Annotated in this window: 11 protein-coding genes; 4 read left to right on the top strand and 7 right to left on the bottom strand. The window is 72.9% G+C overall.

The annotated features are described in order from the left end of the window. Window positions 1-122: 122 nt before the first annotated feature. From R2S09_RS17515 to R2S09_RS17525, 3 genes are all read right to left on the bottom strand, one after another. Complete coding sequence (locus tag R2S09_RS17515; protein ID WP_316741947.1) at window positions 123-2,702, bottom strand: FtsX-like permease family protein; 2,580 nt, start codon at window positions 2,700-2,702, stop codon at window positions 123-125. Further along, complete coding sequence (locus tag R2S09_RS17520; protein ID WP_306185931.1) at window positions 2,699-3,487, bottom strand: ABC transporter ATP-binding protein; 789 nt, start codon at window positions 3,485-3,487, stop codon at window positions 2,699-2,701. Before R2S09_RS17520 ends, R2S09_RS17515 begins: the two co-directional genes overlap by 4 nt. A gap of 585 nt (window positions 3,488-4,072) precedes the next feature. Next, window positions 4,073-4,777, bottom strand: a complete 705-nt coding sequence (locus R2S09_RS17525) for an SDR family oxidoreductase (RefSeq protein WP_316741950.1) — start codon at window positions 4,775-4,777, stop codon at window positions 4,073-4,075. Window positions 4,778-5,084: 307 nt separating this feature from the next. On the opposite strand from R2S09_RS17525, the gene R2S09_RS17530 reads away from it, so the two are divergent. Beyond that, window positions 5,085-5,570, top strand: a complete 486-nt coding sequence (locus R2S09_RS17530) for a DUF485 domain-containing protein (RefSeq protein WP_306185927.1) — start codon at window positions 5,085-5,087, stop codon at window positions 5,568-5,570. Window positions 5,571-5,596: 26 nt separating this feature from the next. Continuing rightward, window positions 5,597-7,177, top strand: coding sequence for a cation acetate symporter (locus R2S09_RS17535; protein WP_306186103.1), 1,581 nt, complete (start codon window positions 5,597-5,599; stop codon window positions 7,175-7,177). 46 nt (window positions 7,178-7,223) lie between these two features. On the opposite strand, the gene R2S09_RS17540 is transcribed toward R2S09_RS17535, so the two are convergent. The 3 genes from R2S09_RS17540 to R2S09_RS17550 all read right to left on the bottom strand — a co-directional run bounded on the left by R2S09_RS17540 (window position 7,224) and on the right by R2S09_RS17550 (window position 12,255). Continuing rightward, window positions 7,224-8,120: a cellulose-binding protein gene (locus R2S09_RS17540; protein WP_316741951.1), complete on the bottom strand. Its 897-nt coding sequence runs from the start codon at window positions 8,118-8,120 to the stop codon at window positions 7,224-7,226. A gap of 232 nt (window positions 8,121-8,352) precedes the next feature. Further along, window positions 8,353-11,205, bottom strand: a complete 2,853-nt coding sequence (locus R2S09_RS17545) for an SUKH-4 family immunity protein (protein WP_316741952.1) — start codon at window positions 11,203-11,205, stop codon at window positions 8,353-8,355. Window positions 11,206-11,214: 9 nt separating this feature from the next. Further along, a complete protein-coding gene (locus tag R2S09_RS17550) occupies window positions 11,215-12,255 on the bottom strand; it encodes an SMI1/KNR4 family protein (RefSeq protein WP_306185922.1) in 1,041 nt (346 codons plus the stop codon). A 317-nt stretch (window positions 12,256-12,572) separates the two neighbouring features. Here R2S09_RS17550 and R2S09_RS17555 point away from each other — a divergent pair, with 317 nt between their 5' ends. Both R2S09_RS17555 and R2S09_RS17560 read left to right on the top strand, forming a co-directional pair. Next, the gene (locus R2S09_RS17555; RefSeq protein WP_306185920.1) at window positions 12,573-13,097 is read left to right on the top strand and encodes a YwqJ-related putative deaminase; all 525 of its coding nucleotides are present in this window, start codon (window positions 12,573-12,575) and stop codon (window positions 13,095-13,097) included. Between the two features lie 61 nt (window positions 13,098-13,158). Further along, the gene (locus tag R2S09_RS17560; RefSeq protein WP_306185918.1) at window positions 13,159-13,653 is read left to right on the top strand and encodes an SUKH-3 domain-containing protein; all 495 of its coding nucleotides are present in this window, start codon (window positions 13,159-13,161) and stop codon (window positions 13,651-13,653) included. Window positions 13,654-13,739: 86 nt separating this feature from the next. Here the strand turns inward: R2S09_RS17560 and R2S09_RS17565 are convergent, their stop codons facing one another. Next, the gene (locus tag R2S09_RS17565) at window positions 13,740-15,068 is read right to left on the bottom strand and encodes a sensor histidine kinase (RefSeq protein WP_306185916.1); all 1,329 of its coding nucleotides are present in this window, start codon (window positions 15,066-15,068) and stop codon (window positions 13,740-13,742) included. Between the last annotated feature and the right edge of the window lie 136 nt (window positions 15,069-15,204).

A 15,204-nucleotide genomic window follows, 5' to 3' on the forward strand; every position in this document is an offset into this window, starting at 1 on the left:
CGCGGGGTGGTGGGGGGGGCCGCCCACCCCCCCCCCCCCGGGCGGGGGGCCGCCCCGCCCCCCCCCCCCCCCCCCCCCGGGCTCCCCCGTGACCCCCGTCCACGGAGGCGTCGTCGCGGTTGCTACTCCGTGGCGATCGCGTTCAGCACGTTCATCCGGCCCGCCCGGAACGCCGGGATCAGGGCGGCGAACAGGCCCACGAAGGCCGAGCCGATGAAGACTCCGGTGATCGTCGGCCAGGGGATGTCCAGGACCTTCAGGCCCTCCAGGGCGAGAAGCTTCTGGGCGGTCGCGCCCCAGCCCATGCCCAGGCCCAGGCCCAGCAGGGCGCCGAAGAGGGCGATGACCACCGACTCCATGCGGATCATGCGGCGCAGCTGTCGGCGGGAGAGGCCGATCGCCCGCATCAGGCCGATCTCGCGGGTCCGCTCGACCACCGACAGGGCCAGGGTGTTCACCACACCCAGGATCGCGACGATGATCGCCAGCGCCAGCAGGCCGTAGATCATGTTCAGCAGCTGGCCGATCTGGTCCTTCAGCGCCTGCTTGTAGTCGGTCTGGTCGCGCACCGTGTACTGCGGGTAGTCGTGCAGCGCGGACTTCAGCGACTTGTACGCGGCATCCTGCTGCCCGTCCTTGGCGCTGGCGAAGACCAGCTGGTCCAGCGGCATCTTGTCGGCGGGCACGTGCTCGGCGAGCGTGGCGATCGACGTGTACATCGCGCCCTGGTCGATGACCACGTCGCTGCTGGTGATCGCGCGGACCGTCAGACGGGCCGTGGAGCCGTTCCTGAAGGCGACGGCGATCTTCGAGCCGAGGTGGATGCCGTGGTCCTTGGCGAACTTCTCGTGCACGGACATCGAGTCCGGCAGATAGGCGTCCTTCAGGTTCCCGGCGACGGTCTTGGTGCGCAGGTCCGTCGCGTACGTCGGGTCGGCCGCGGTGATCGCCGTGTCGTCGAGGGTCTTGCCGTCCGGGGTGGTGAAGTCGGCCTTGGTCCACTTGTACTCGGTGACCCGCGCCAGCCCCGGCGTGTCCTTGATCGCCTCGACCGCCTGCGGGGTGACCAGCTGCCCCCTGTCGGACTGGACGATGAAGTCCGTGCCGACGGTCTTGTCGAGCTGGTCGGTGGCGGAGGCGACCATGGAGGAGCCGACCACCGAGAGGCAGGCGACCAGCGCGAGGCCGATCATCAGGGCGGCGCCCGTGGCACCGGTGCGGCGCGGGTTGCGCAGCGCGTTGCGTTCGGCCATCCGGCCCACCGGCCCGAAGGCCCGCAGCAGTACGGCGCCCAGGACGCGCACCACGCCGCCCGCGAGCAGCGGGCCGATGACGACGAACCCGATCAGCGACAGCACCACGCCCAGGCCCAGCCACAGCGAGCCGTCCTTCGCCTTGTCGACGCCCGCGGCCAGGTAGAGGCTGTAGCCGCCGGCACCGGTCAGCACCAGGCCCACCAGGGCCCGGATCCGCCCGGCCCTGGCGTCGGCCGGGGCTCCGGCGTCGCGCAGCGCGGCCATCGGGGAGACCTTGCCGGCCCGGCGGGCGGGCAGATAGGCGGCGAGGACGGTGACGACGACGCCCAGCAGCAGGCCGACGACCGGGGTCGTCCAGGCGACCGTCAGATCGCTGGTCGACAGGTGCATGCCCATCTGACCCATGAGCTTCATCAGCCCGACCGCGAGGCCGACGCCCGCGCCGACACCCAGCACCGACCCGAACACACCGAGCAGCAGCGCCTCGGCCAGGACGGAGCGGTTGACCTGCTTGCGGCTGGAGCCGATGGCCCGCATCAGGCCGATCTCGCGGGTGCGCTGGGCGACCAGCATCGAGAAGGTGTTGATGATCAGGAAGATGCCGACGAGGAAGGCGATCCCGGCGAAGCCGAGCATCGCGTACTTCATGACGTTCATGAAGCCCTCGACGTCCTTCTGGTTGGCGTCGGCGGTCTCCTTGGCGGTCTGCACCTTGTAGCCGGTGCCGATCGCCGAGAGCACGTTCGTCTTCAGCTGCGGGTCGGTCACCCCGGAGACGGCCGTGACGTTGATGTTGGTGTAGACGCCGGTCCTGCCGACGAGCGTCTGCTGCGCCGTCCTGGTGTCCAGGTAGAAGATCGCCGCACCGGGGTTGGTTACCTGGAAGGCGGCGATGCCGGAGATCCTCGCGCGGTGCGTGCCGACCGCGCTGATCAGGCCGAGTTCGTCACCGAGCTTCAGATGGTGCTTGTCGGCGGTGTCGGCGTCGACCATCACCTGGTCCGCGCCCTTGGGCGCCGTACCGGAGGTGATCTTCATGGTGCGGGCGTCGTTGCCGTTCCAGCTGCCGACGATGGTCGGGGCGCCGCTGGAGGGCGACAGGCTGTCCTTCTTGCCGTCGACGACGGTGACGGAGGTCGAGAAGACCGTCCCCTCCGCCGACTTCACGCCCTGCGCCCCGCGCACCCTGCCGAGCACGGAGGCCGGCATGACCGGCGGCTTGCCGTCCTCGGCGGTGGTCTCACCGCTGTCCGAGGCACCCTTGGCGCTCACCGTCACATCCGACGACGTCGCCTGGAACAGCTTGTCGAAGGTGGTGTTCATGGTGTCGGTGAACACCAGCGTCCCGCAGACGAAGGCCACCGACAGCAGGACGGCGATCGCCGAGAGGGCCATCCGCCCCTTGTGCGCGAAGAAGTTGCGCATCGATGTCTTCAGGACGGTCATGACGTACGCCCCCGGGCGTCGAAGTCCTTCATGCGGTCCAGGACCTGATCGGCCGTCGGCTGGTGCATCTCGTCGACGATCCGGCCGTCGGCGAGGTACAGCACCCGGTCCGCGTAGGAGGCGGCCACCGGGTCGTGGGTGACCATCACGATCGTCTGGCCGAGCTCGTCGACCGAGCGGCGCAGGAAGCCGAGGACCTCGGCGCCCGCACGGGAGTCCAGGTTTCCGGTCGGCTCGTCACCGAAGATGATCTCGGGCCGGGCGGCGAGCGCACGGGCCACGGCGACCCGCTGCTGCTGACCGCCGGAGAGCTGGTTGGGGCGGTGCCTCAGCCGCCCGGCCAGACCGACGGTCTCGACCACCCTCTCCAGCCACGCCCGCTCCGGCTTCCGGCCGGCGATGTCCATGGGCAGGGTGATGTTCTCGATCGCGTTCAGCGTCGGCAGCAGGTTGAACGCCTGGAAGATGAAGCCGATCCGGTCCCGGCGCAGCTGGGTGAGCTTCTTGTCCTTCAGCCCGGTGATCTCGGTCTCGTCCAGGTAGATCTGACCGCTCGTCACGGTGTCGAGCCCGGCCAGGCAGTGCATCAGTGTGGACTTGCCGGACCCGGAGGGGCCCATGATCGCGGTGAAGTGGCCGCGGGCGATGTCCACGTCGACGTGGTCGAGGGCGACGACTCGGGTCTCCCCGGCCCCGTAGGCCTTCACGACCTGCCGCGCCCGCGCGGCAACGGCCGTAGTCCCTCCAGTACCCCCGTGCCTGGGAATGGTCACAGCCGATGTCACGGTAAGTCTCCTATGTCGGTCAGCGGTTGGTCGTGCCTTCGCCCGTCTGTCGAGCGAGGTGCTTCGGTACGCCCATGAGTCTGGTCGGCGTAAGGCTCCGGCGCGCTGGTGCCGGGCCCCGTCTTCTGCGGGGGAAAACCCCACCCCCTCAGGTGCGGTGCGCCGCCGCCCGGCGGTGCCGTGCCGCGCCCTCAGTGGCGTAAAGCCAGGTTAAGGACGGCCCCCGTGCCCTCTCGTCCTCCGTCGGTACGAACCCTCCCCGACCCCAGATGCGGAGCAACCCCTAGGGGCTGTCCACCGACGGGTGGACCTCGTCTCAGGGTCGCGTCCACCCACCGGCCCAGCGAGCCTCCACCCTCCCGCCACGTGAGGATCAAGTGCGAAGCTGTCCGCCGGCGCCTGGGGCATGGGTGCGAGGATCGCCTTCCGGTGATGCGGGGCCTGGGCGGCCGGGCTCTTCAGGGCACCGCGCCGCCGCGCACTCCTTCCCCAGCGACCACCCCCACCAGCGAACGGGAGCACACACGTTCGCGCGAACGCCGGGGCCTCCCAGCAAGAGACCGGGTGAAGTCCGCCGGCTCCGCCTCACTTCCCCAGCGCCTCCTTGCGGATCAGCTGGACGAAGCTCGGGGTGCCCTCCGTCGTGCGTACGTCGACGAACCGGTGCACGTACCGCCGGTCCTCGGCCTGCCGCAGCAGTTCCTGGGCCAGGTCGCGGCGCGCGGTGTAGCGGCCCGGCAGCCGTGACGTGCCGGTCCGGTAGTCGCTGACCCGCGGCGCGTCGAACAGCCCACCGGGACGGACCACCGTCCAGTCCAGGTCGCTGCGGCGGACGATCTCCTCCATGCGCCGCATGTCGTCGTAGACCGTGCGTCCCATGAACCGCGCCACGGCCGGTTCCAGCACCCGGCGGAAGAGGAAGCCCTCACCGGGCGCGGGCGTACCGAACATGATCGTGGAGGTGACGGCGACCAGACGGCGCACGCCGTGCGCCGTCATGGCCTCGATCAGGTGCGTGGCACCGGCGGAGTACACGCTGACCGGTTCGCGGCCGAACGGCACGCCGAGCGCCGATATCACCACGTCGTGCCCGGCCACCACGCGCTCGACCGCGTCCGGGTCGAGCACGTCCGCCTCGGCCACCCGCACGTGTGCTCCCCGCACCGGGAAGGCCTCGGGACGGCGGGTGACGGCGGTGACGTGGTGTCCGGCTGCGCTCGCCTGCTCGACGACCAGCCGCCCGGTGGGGCCGTTCGCCCCGAAGACGACGATGTTCCTGATGTTCTGCACGGTGGACTCCCCTTCGGCCGGTGCGACGTCGCGGTGTCGCGGTGCTTCCGCGTTGCGCCGTCTCCGCGTTGCGCCGTTTCGGCGCTCGCGCGTTTCCGCGGATCAGAGGGTCGAGGGCCCCTGTGATGTGACATCGGGGCGGCGGAAGGGCCGATGACGGCGCAGTAAGCGCATACCGACCACTCAGTTTGGCGAAAACGCAGCGCTGTGCCGGGGCGCCGAGTAGCGTGCGTGATCCGCAGCACCCTCCCCACGCCACCTCCCACCCCGCACCTCTCTTCCAGAGCCGCCACTCGAGGAGCCCGGGATGTCCCACCCCGCTCACGATCCCTCGCCGCCGTACGGCACGTATCCCCCGACGCCGTACGCCACGCACCCCTCGCCGTCGTACGACACGCGCCCCTCGCCGTCGTACGCCACTTATCCCTGGCAGCCGACACCGCCCGCACCGGAGCCGGACGCGCGGCGGTCGCCCCGGCGGGAGGCGCTCGGGCACCACAGCGACCTGCGGATCCTGCGCGGCGCCTACCGCTGGCAGCGGCGCGTGGCCTCCCTCACCGCGCTCGGGTACTTCACGCTCTTCCTCGTCCTGTCCGCCTTCGCGCCGTCCTTCATGACGGGCGACGGCCCGGGCGGACTGCCCGTCGGGCTGCTGCTCGCCCTCGCCCAGCTCCCGGTCACCCTGCTGGCGATCTCGCTGTACGAGTACACCGCGCGCCGGTACGTCGACCCGATCGCGGACCGCATACGCCGGCAGGCCGAGCTGGACAGCAGGCGGGGGGCGACACGGTGACCCTCTTCAGCGGCCCGCCCCAGGCGATGTCCCTGGTGGCGTTCACCAGTGTCGCCACCATCACCCTGCTGCTGTGCGTGATGACCGGCCCGGACCGGGACGACCTCGACGAGTTCTACACCGGCTACAGCTCCCTGTCCCCCATGCGCAACGGCCTGGCCATCGCGGGCGACTACATCTCGGCGGCCAGCGTGCTGGGCACGGGCGGGGTGATCGCCCTGTGCGGCTACGACGGGATCGTGCTGGCGCTGAGCACCGCGCTGTCGCTGATGCTGATGATGTTCCTGCTGGCCGAACCGCTGCGCAACGCGGGCCGGTTCACCATGGGCGACGCGCTGGCGCGCCGGATGCCGGGGCGGGCCGTACGGATGACGGCGTGCGCGGTGACCATCGCCGCGCTGGTGCCGCTGATGCTGGTGCAACTGGCCGGCACGGGCCAGCTGCTGGCCTTCATCCTCGGCTTCTCGGGCGACTCGCTCAAGACGGGCTGTGTGATCGGCCTGGGCGCGCTGATGATCAGCTACGCGGCCATCGGCGGGATGAAGGGGACGGCCCTCATCCAGATCCTGAAGATCGTGATGCTGCTGGGGTCCGGGGCCGTGGTCGCCCTGCTCATCCTGCGGCGGTTCGACTGGGACCCCGGCACCCTCTTCCACGCGGCGGCGCAGCAGAGCGGGGTCGGAGATGCCTTCCTGCACTCGGGGATCGAGTTCGCGGGCGGCGCCAACCCCCGGCTCGACATGATCACCGCCGAGCTGACGGTGGTCCTGGGCGGTGCGTGCCTGCCGCACATCACCATGCGTACGTACACCGCCTCCAGCGCACGGCAGGTGCGGCGGTCGATGTCCTGGGCGGTGTCCTGCGTGGCGCTGTTCGTGCTCGTCATCACCGTGGTCGGCTTCGGCGCCACGGCGCTCGTCGGACGCACGGTGATCGCGCGGGCCGATCCGCAGGGCAACACCGCCTATCTGCTGGGCTCGCGGGCCGCGTTCGGGGCGGACGTCTCCACCGGGGAGACGTTCCTGTTCACCGCGGTCACCACGGCCCTCTTCCTGACCCTGCTCGCCTCGGTCGCCGGAATGATCCTGGCCTGTGCCAACTCCCTCGCCCACGACGTCTTCGCCGCCCGCGTGCAGGAGATGCAGGCGCGCCGCGAGATGACGCTGGCCCGTCTCTCGGCGCTGGCGGTGGGCGTTCCCACGATCCTGCTGGCCACGCTGGTCCAGCACCGCAGCCTCCAGCCGCTGGTGACGCTGAGCTTCTGCCTGGGCGCCTCCGCCATCGCACCCGCCCTGGTCTACAGCCTCTTCTGGCGCCGTTACACCCGAACGGGCCTGCTCAGCACCCTGATCGGGGGCACCCTCGCGGTGCTGCTGCTGATGCCGGGCACCAACCTCGTCTCCGGCTCGCCGGTCGCCGCCTTCCCCGACGCCGACTTCAATTACTTCCCCTTCACCACGACCGGCCTGGTCACCATCCCCCTCGGCTTCCTGTTCGGCTGGCTGGGCACGCTGGCCTCCGGCCGGGCGAAGGCGGAGGAACAGCGGCACCAGTACGAGTCGGTGGAGGGCTGGATCCTGGCGGGGGCGGTACGGAGGGGAAACTGACCCCAGGGCGGCCGGACGGCCCTGTCCGTGCCGCGCCGGGCGGGCCCTATTCGGCCCAGGCCCGCCCGGTCAGCGCGGTGATGCTGTTCTGCACGGTGTCCATCTGGGCCCGTACGTCGTCCCACATCTCGCCGTGCTCGCGCAGCACGCGTTCGGTCTCGCGGGCGATCCGGTCCGCCCGCAGCCGGGCCTCGGCCAGCACCTCGGCCGCCCGCGCCCGCGCCTCCTCCGGCGCCCGCCGCTCCTGCTCCCGGGTGTCGGCGAGGGCCTGCTCGGCCGCGGCCAGCGCGGCCTCGGCCGCCTCGAGCCGCCGGGCGTGCTCGGCCTCCAGCGCGGCCTGACGCCCGCTCTCCTCCCGTTCCTCCTCGGCGAGCCGGGCGGCGTGCTCACGGGACTGCTCGGTGAGCATCCCGGAGGTGCGCTGCCGCATCTCGCGCAGGGCCGCCATGGCCTCGCCCCGGCTCGCCTTCACCTCGCGGCGGACGGAGATCCGCAGCTCCTCCGCCTCCGCCTGGGCGGCGAGGAGCCGCTGCCGGGCCCGTTCCTCGGCCTCGGCGCGTACGGCGTCGGCGTGCGCCCGAGCGGCCCGGAGCACGGCGTCCGCGTGCGCCCGCGCCGACTCCTCGAGCTGCTGGGCCTCCTGCCGCGCCCGATCCCGCACGGCCTGCGCCTCCCGCTGCCCCAGCTCGTACAGCCGCCGGGCGCCCTCCCCCAGCGACTCGTAGGTCTGCTCACCGATCCGGTCGGCGGTCTCCCGCAGGGCGGCGAGCTCCGCCTCCATGTTCTTGGCCAGCACGGTCAGCCGGGCGGCGCGCTCCCAGGCGGCGTCGCGTTCGTCGGAGAGGGCGTCCGCACAGGCGTTCACCTGGCTGGGACGGTAGCCACGCCCCCGTACGACCACGAAGCCGTGAAACACGGCCGATGACCTGGAGGCGCTGCCCATCCTGAACCCCTCTCCGCCGAAGCCTCGCCGAGCGGATGCGACACGATGATTTCGCGCACATCTTGAGGTATTGGGCGGAAATGTTCATAACGCGACACTCCGGACGCGCGATTCGATCGGTCGCCGAATACAAAAAGGCCGGGTGCGGTCGTACCGGTCGTACGACCACACCCGGCCCGTTCGGCAGCATCCGGCCTCGGCCGGCCTCACACGCCGTCAGGTGCTCACCCGCTCACAGCAGGCCGTCCCACATCTGCTCCAGCAGCACCGACCACCAGCTCTCCGGCGAGCCGAGCGCCGCCGGGTCCAGGGCGGCCAGCTGGGCCTGGAAGTCGACGGTCCAGCGGCCCGCCTGCTCCTGGTTCAGGCCGTGGCGCAGCCGCCACATCCGCCCGAGCAGCGCCAGGCAGCGCGCGAACTCCGGCAGGCCGGTGTTCACGAACTGCGGCGGCACGGACGTACCGCCCGGCCCCGCCTCGACCGGCACCGCGACGATGTTGGCCGTGCCGTACTGCACGCAGATCGCCTTGCCGAAGTCGCTGCCCATGACCAGGTACGAGCCCGCGTCCGGGGCGGGCTGCACCCCGCGCTCGGCCGCCAGTTCGGCCAGCGTCGGCACCGGCCGCCCCGGCTGGGCCTGCGCCCAGAAGAACGGCCCCATGTCCATCGGCAGACCCGCCACCACCAGCGTGTGCGCCACGACCGGCGGCACGCCCTGACGGGACACCGCAGCCTGCTCGAACCGGAACACGCCCGGACCGAAGGCCGCGCCCAGCTCCTGGGCGATGCCCTCCGGCGGAACCGGCGGCACCGCCTGCACCGGCGGGATCGGCGCCCGGACCGGGGCCGGACGGGCGGGCCCGTCGGCCACCTGGTGCAACTCACCCTGATGGGCGAGGAGCTGCGCCATGCCCTGCTGCCGGCTCGCATGGTCGGTGCCGTACGGCGCGATCGACGTGATCCGCGCCTGCGGCCACTGCTCGCGGATCATTCGCGCGCAGTAGGCGCCCGGCAGCCGGCACGACTCCAGCTCGGTGTGCAGCTCCAGCACCTGGTCCGGCGGCACGTTCATGGCGCGCAGCTCGTGGAAGATCTGCCACTCCGGGTGCGGCATGCCCGGCGCCGAACGCCGGATCAGCTGCTGCTCGGAACCGTCCTGGGCGCGGTAGCGCAGCACGGCCTGGTAGCCGGGACCGACGGTCGGCTGCCCTTGCTGGGGGTAGCCGTAGGCCGGGGGCTGCTGACCGGGGACGGGCTGACCGGGCACGGGCTGACCGGGCACGGGCTGACCGGGCACGGGCTGACCGGGCGGCGGCATGGCACCGGGGGGCATGGACTGCGGCGGCTGCGGGGCGCCCGGAGGCGTACCGGGAACGCCGGGAGCACCCGGGACGCCCGGGGCCGGCGGCGGCGGAGGCGCGCCGGGGCCGCCGGACGGGGGCCCGGCCAGCATGGTCGCCGCGTGGTGCACGGCACCCTGCCCGGTTCCTGGCGCGCCGGGGACCCCCGGTGCACCCGGTACACCCGGAGCGCCGGGCGCACCCGGCGGCTGCGGCGGACCGGGGACACCGGGAGCGGCGGGCGGTCCCGGCGGACCGGGCGGCTGCGGGACGCCGCCGCCCTGGCTGGGGTCGGCGAGCATCGTGGCGGCGTGGTGGACGCCGCCCGGAGGCGTACCGCCGGGCGTGCCGGGCGCACCCGGAGCACCCGGGGTGCCCGGAGCCCCCGGCGGGGGAGGCGCCGGCGGACCGGCGGGGCCCCCGGGCCCGTCGGGGCCGAGCGACGAGACGAGCTGGGTCGGCACGTACCCACCCGCGGTACCGGAGGCACCCGGGGCACCGGGCGCTCCGGGCGCAGGCGGCGGCGGAGGCGTGGGCGAGCCGACCCGCCCACGGCGCGGCGGAGGCGCCGCCTTGCTCGTCGCGGCGTCCGCGATGTCACCGGCGTTCTGCGCGAGAGGCCGTCCCGGACCGGCGGGGGGCGGAGCGGCCGGGGTGCCCTGAGCATCGGGGCCCTGCGGGTAGCCGTAGGACGGTGCACCGGGCGGCGGAGGAGGCGGGGTACCCGGGCCCGCCGGAACCCCCGCACCCGGAGCACCTGGGGCCCCGGGTCCACCGGGCGCTTGCGCACCAGGCGCACCGGGAACCTGCGGAGAGCCGTAGGACGGAGCGGCCGGCGGCGGGGGCGGAGTGCTGGGCCCCTGCGGATACGCGCTCGACGGACCGCCCGGCGACGGAGGCGGCGTGCTGCCCTGGGGCGCGCCGGAGGGCACGCCCGGGACGCCCGGGTCGTCGAGTGCCGGCGCCAGAGCCGTCCGCGGAAGCCGGCTGCCGCCCTCCATCAGCGCCGTCTTGGCGTCCGGAGCGGCGGCCGGAGGCGGGGTGTCGTCGTCGGCGTCGCTCAGCGGCGGCGCGAACACGGTCGCGGGCAGCGGTACGGAACGGTCGTCCCCGCCCTCGGCGTTGGTGTCCGTCCCGGCCCACGGGGTCGCCCCGGCGGGCGCGCCCGTGACACCCGCCGCGGCGGGCGCCGCCGGAGCAGCCGTGCCGGCGCCGGACGACCCGCTCACCGGCACCCCGGCCTGAGTCCGGGGCAGCGCGTCACCCCCGGCGCCCGCACCCGAACCGGCACCCGCACCGAACCCAGCACCCGGAGCCGCACCCGCACCGGCCCCCGGCCCACTGCTGTTACTACGCCGGTCCGGGATCCCGAGCTTGTCCGCCGCCTCCTGCAACCACTCCGGCGGGCTCAGCAGGAACGACGTCTGGTTCAGGTCCACCCGGGCGGGCGGCGCCGCGGCGGCGGCCTGGTCCGCCTCGCCGTCCGGGCCGCCGTACTCCTCCTCGTAGCGGCGGATCACCTCGCCCACCGGCAGCGCGGGCCACAGCGTGGCCTCACCGCTGTCCCGCGCGATCACCAGCCGCTGCGCACCGCCGTCCGAACGCGGCCCGTCCGCACGGTCCTCGGCCCACACCACGAAACCGAGGTCGAACTCCCGTACCCGCACCTCCCGGTGCTGGTACGACGGCACATCACCGTTGATCCACTCTTCCGCGCGCTCCTGCGCCTGCGCGAACGTCACCATCGCCCGACCTCACTCCCCCACCGACGACACGGAAGACGGCGCGGACGACACCGGGACGGCCCGTGCGAAACCGCCGTCCACCATCAGGTTCGCCACCGTCTCCAACTCCGGCGGAGACCCCGCCAGCCGGGACAGGAAGGTGTCGAAGTCCGCACCGCACGGCAGCAGCAGCCGCTCCACGCGCTCGGCCTGCGACCACGACGGATCGACGTCCCGGACGTCGTCGTACGCGCAGAACCACACCGACCCGGTCCGCTCGCCCCTCACCTTCACGGCCAGCAGCCCGCCCTGCACGAAACCGACCCCCAGATAGTCCTTGGTCAGGTGGTCGCGCAGACACTTGTTGACATACACCAGGTCGTTGACCGCCGCCTCCTCACGCACCGTGAAGAACGGCTGGTCGATCAGCAGCCCCAGCTCCGCGTCCAGCGCCGTCCCGACCGGCGCGCAACCGCCCGCCGCCTTCAGGAACGACCGGTACGCGCCCGGCAGCCGGTACCCCAGGTCCTCCTCGACCCCCTGCACCTGCTGCTCCGTCACCGCCGCACCCGACTTCGGCAGCCCGAAGTGCGCCGGCCGGGTCTCCTGCAACGGCCGGGTGCCGCGCTTGGTCTGGTCGACGTTCGCGGTCGCGATCCCGCCGTGATGGCGCAGCAGCGCCTTCACCTCCACCGGGACCAGCTCCAGGCGCCGGGTGCCCGCCACGTGGTGCCACGTCCAGCCGTGCGGAGTCGCCACGTTCGGCACCGTGTCCCACAACTCGTGCCCGGACGCCGCCAGCGCCGCGTTCGCGGACACGTAGTCCGTCAGCCGCAACTCGTCGACGCCGAAGCCCTCCGGCGGCTCCGCGATCTCCGCCGCCGCCCGCGCGTACGGCGAGAAGTCGGGGTGACCACGCTCGTCCACCCGTACCCCTCTCGGGTGACGGGCGGCCCGCACCGGGTCCGGGAAGTGCACGACCTGCCCGGCATAGGCCGCGTTCGGCGGCGCGGCTTGCCCCCCGGCCTGGCGGCTGGGCGGTGCCCCCAGCCCGAGCCGACCTGATGTCATGGCGGTTGCCCCCTGCGGCACTCTGTACGGCCCACGGCGGTACGGCTGCTGACGCCGTACCGCCAAGACCCGTATCGACTACTTCTCTCCAACGCGTCGACCGCGCGCATCGCGGCGTGCCGACAGCCTATGCGGTACGCCGACACCGGTCACCGGGCCTCCACCCACCCGCCACCCCCTCCCCCTCACCCCGCCGTGACCAGCCGTCACCCCACCGTGACGCACCGCCCCGGCCCTGGCGTGTCGCGGCGCCCCAGCTTCCGCAGCCGCCACGCGATTTGGCACTCTGTGTCCTCCGGGGGGATGCTCGGGAGGGGATGATGATCATGAATGCGACGCAGACGGGACCGCATGCCGGTGCCTCCGGCGACCCGAGGATCGGCTGGAGCAGCACCGAGACGCCCCAGGCGCCCGCCCTCCGCCACCGCCGCGACGGCATACTCCCCACCATCGCCGCCGCCCTGTCCGTACGCGGCGCCACCCTCACCGGCACCGCCGCCCGCGGCGAGGAACCCCCCGCCCTGCACCCCCTCGTCCAGGACTTCCTCGACACCCTCACCAGCGCCCAGCGCGACCGCTTCACCGGCCGCTGCGCCGAGACCATCCTCATCTCCCGGCACATCAGCGCCACCGACGCGGGCCGCAGCAAACGCGCCTCCCGCAAACCCATGACCAACGGCGAAGCCCGCAAAGCCCTCAAACAGGCCAAACTCACCGCCCGCCGCATCCGCGAGGACGGCGACCCCCTGCACGGCAGCTTCGCCACCCCCTGCCGCGCCTGCACCGCGCTCAGCGCCCACTTCGGCGTTCGCATCGTCGACCCCACGGACGGCGAAGCCTGACGACCCGCACACCCGGCCACGCGCACCGCACCCCACCGCGGCCACGACGAACGAAGGGCAGATGCACGCCGACCGCCACACCTCCACACGCTTCGCCGTACCCGTCGACGCCGCCCTGCGCGCCGCCGGCTGGCAACCCGGACGCTGGGACATAAAGCAGGCCGAAGTGTGGGCCGACGCCCTGCGCGACCACACCTCCCCGGCCGGCCACCGGCACACCGTCTTCCCCGCCGCCGTCGAGGCCTGGGCCGAATTCGGCGGCCTGCGCATCACCCCCACCGACAGCGGCCGCCAGATCGCCCCCGCCGCCCTCGACCTCGACCCGCTGCACGGCCTCCACATGGCCCGCACCCTCGGCGACCTCGGCCGCGCCCTCGACACCGAGGTCTGCCCCCTCGGTGCCGAGACCGACACCGAGTCCCTGCTCGCCATCGACACCGAGGGCCGCGTCTACGCCCTCGACCACACCGGCGACTGGTACCTCGGCCCGGACATCGACCAAGCCCTGTCGGCCCTCATCTCCGGCATAGCCCCGGTACGCCTGACAGCCGGCTGACGCACGAGCCGAACACGAGCCGAACCACAACCGGACACAAGGCGAACACGACCGGACACGAGCCGAAACCGAGGCAAGGGCAGGCCCTACGCGGCCGGAATCACCGCCGAGACCCGGAAACCCCCCGCCTCCGTCGGCCCCGACACGAACACGCCGCCCAGCGCCACGACCCGCTCCTTCATCCCGAGCAGACCGTTCCCACCGGACGGCAACCGCGCCGACGACGCCGACGACGGCTCCGGCGGCGGCTCGTTCTCCACCTGCATCGCGATCTCCGACCCCCGATGCGCGAGCCGCACATGCGTCTTCGCCCCCGCCGCGTGCTTGTGGACGTTCGTCAGCGCCTCCTGCACCACTCGATAGGCGGTCTGCTCGATCTCCGGGCCGTAGGGCCGCGCCTCGCCCTCCATCGACAGATCCACGACCATCCCCGCGGCCGCCGACTGCCCGACCAGCTCCTCCAGCTCCGCCAGACACGGCCCCTCCGCACCGCCCGGCTCACCGGCCGCCCGGGAAGCCGCGGCAGCGGCGGCCACCCCCACGGCGACCAGCGGCAAGGCGGCGGAAGCCCGCTCACGGCGCCGCTGCTCCTGCCCGTCCCCGCTGCGCAGCACCCCGAGCATCTCCCGCAGTTCGGTCAGCGCCTGCCGCCCCATGTCCCCGACGAGCGCGGCATTGCGCACCGCCTTCTCGGGATCCTTCCGGGCCACGGCCTGCAACGCGGCGGCGTGCACGACCATCAGACTCACCCGGTGCGCGACGACGTCGTGCATCTCCCGGGCGATCCTCGTCCGCTCCTCGTTACGGGCCCACTCGGCCCGCTCCTCCGCCCGCTCCGCGAGCAGCTGCAACTCCCGCTCCAGGCTGTCCGCCCGCTCCCTGAGCGACTCCATCAGCCGCCGCCGGGCGCCGACGTACAGCCCGAGAAGAAGGGGAGGAGCCGTCAGACCCAGCGAGGTCGTCACCGCGGCGAACGGAACGAACCAGTCCCCGAGGGAGAAATCCCCCCGCGCCATGTCCTGCCGCACCCGCACGAACGTCACGATCATCGTGCCGAGGAACGACATCCCGGCCAGCGCCCCGATGACCCGCCGCGGCAGCTCGCACGCGGCCAGGGTGTACAGCCCGACGATCCCCATCAGGAAGCCCATCTGGGCCGGCGTGACGGCGATCGCGACCAGCACCACGGCGATGGGCCACCGCCGCCGGATCAGCAGCACCGACCCGGCCAGCACCCCGAACACGATCCCGACGGCCGGCAAGACCCCGGCGTCCCGCGCGAACGGCACGCCCTCGGCCCCGCACTCCACCGCGGACACCAGCGCGAGGCTCCCGTCGAGCACCGCACTGCGCCACCGCACCCACCACCACGGCCCGGTCCCGGCCGCCTGATGGTCTTCCCCCGTCCTGGTCATGCCCTCCAGCGTACGGGCGCCCGCCGGGCCTTTTCCGGCGAGTTTTCACGTACCGACTCCCACCACACTCCGTGACCGAACGCCAGCAGGGCTGCTCGAAATCCCTCGAACTGCTGAACATCCCCTGTTCGACTCC

Origin of the sequence: Streptomyces sp. MK7 (genome assembly GCF_032658145.1) — a bacterium.
GTDB lineage: Bacteria > Actinomycetota > Actinomycetes > Streptomycetales > Streptomycetaceae > Streptomyces > Streptomyces spiralis.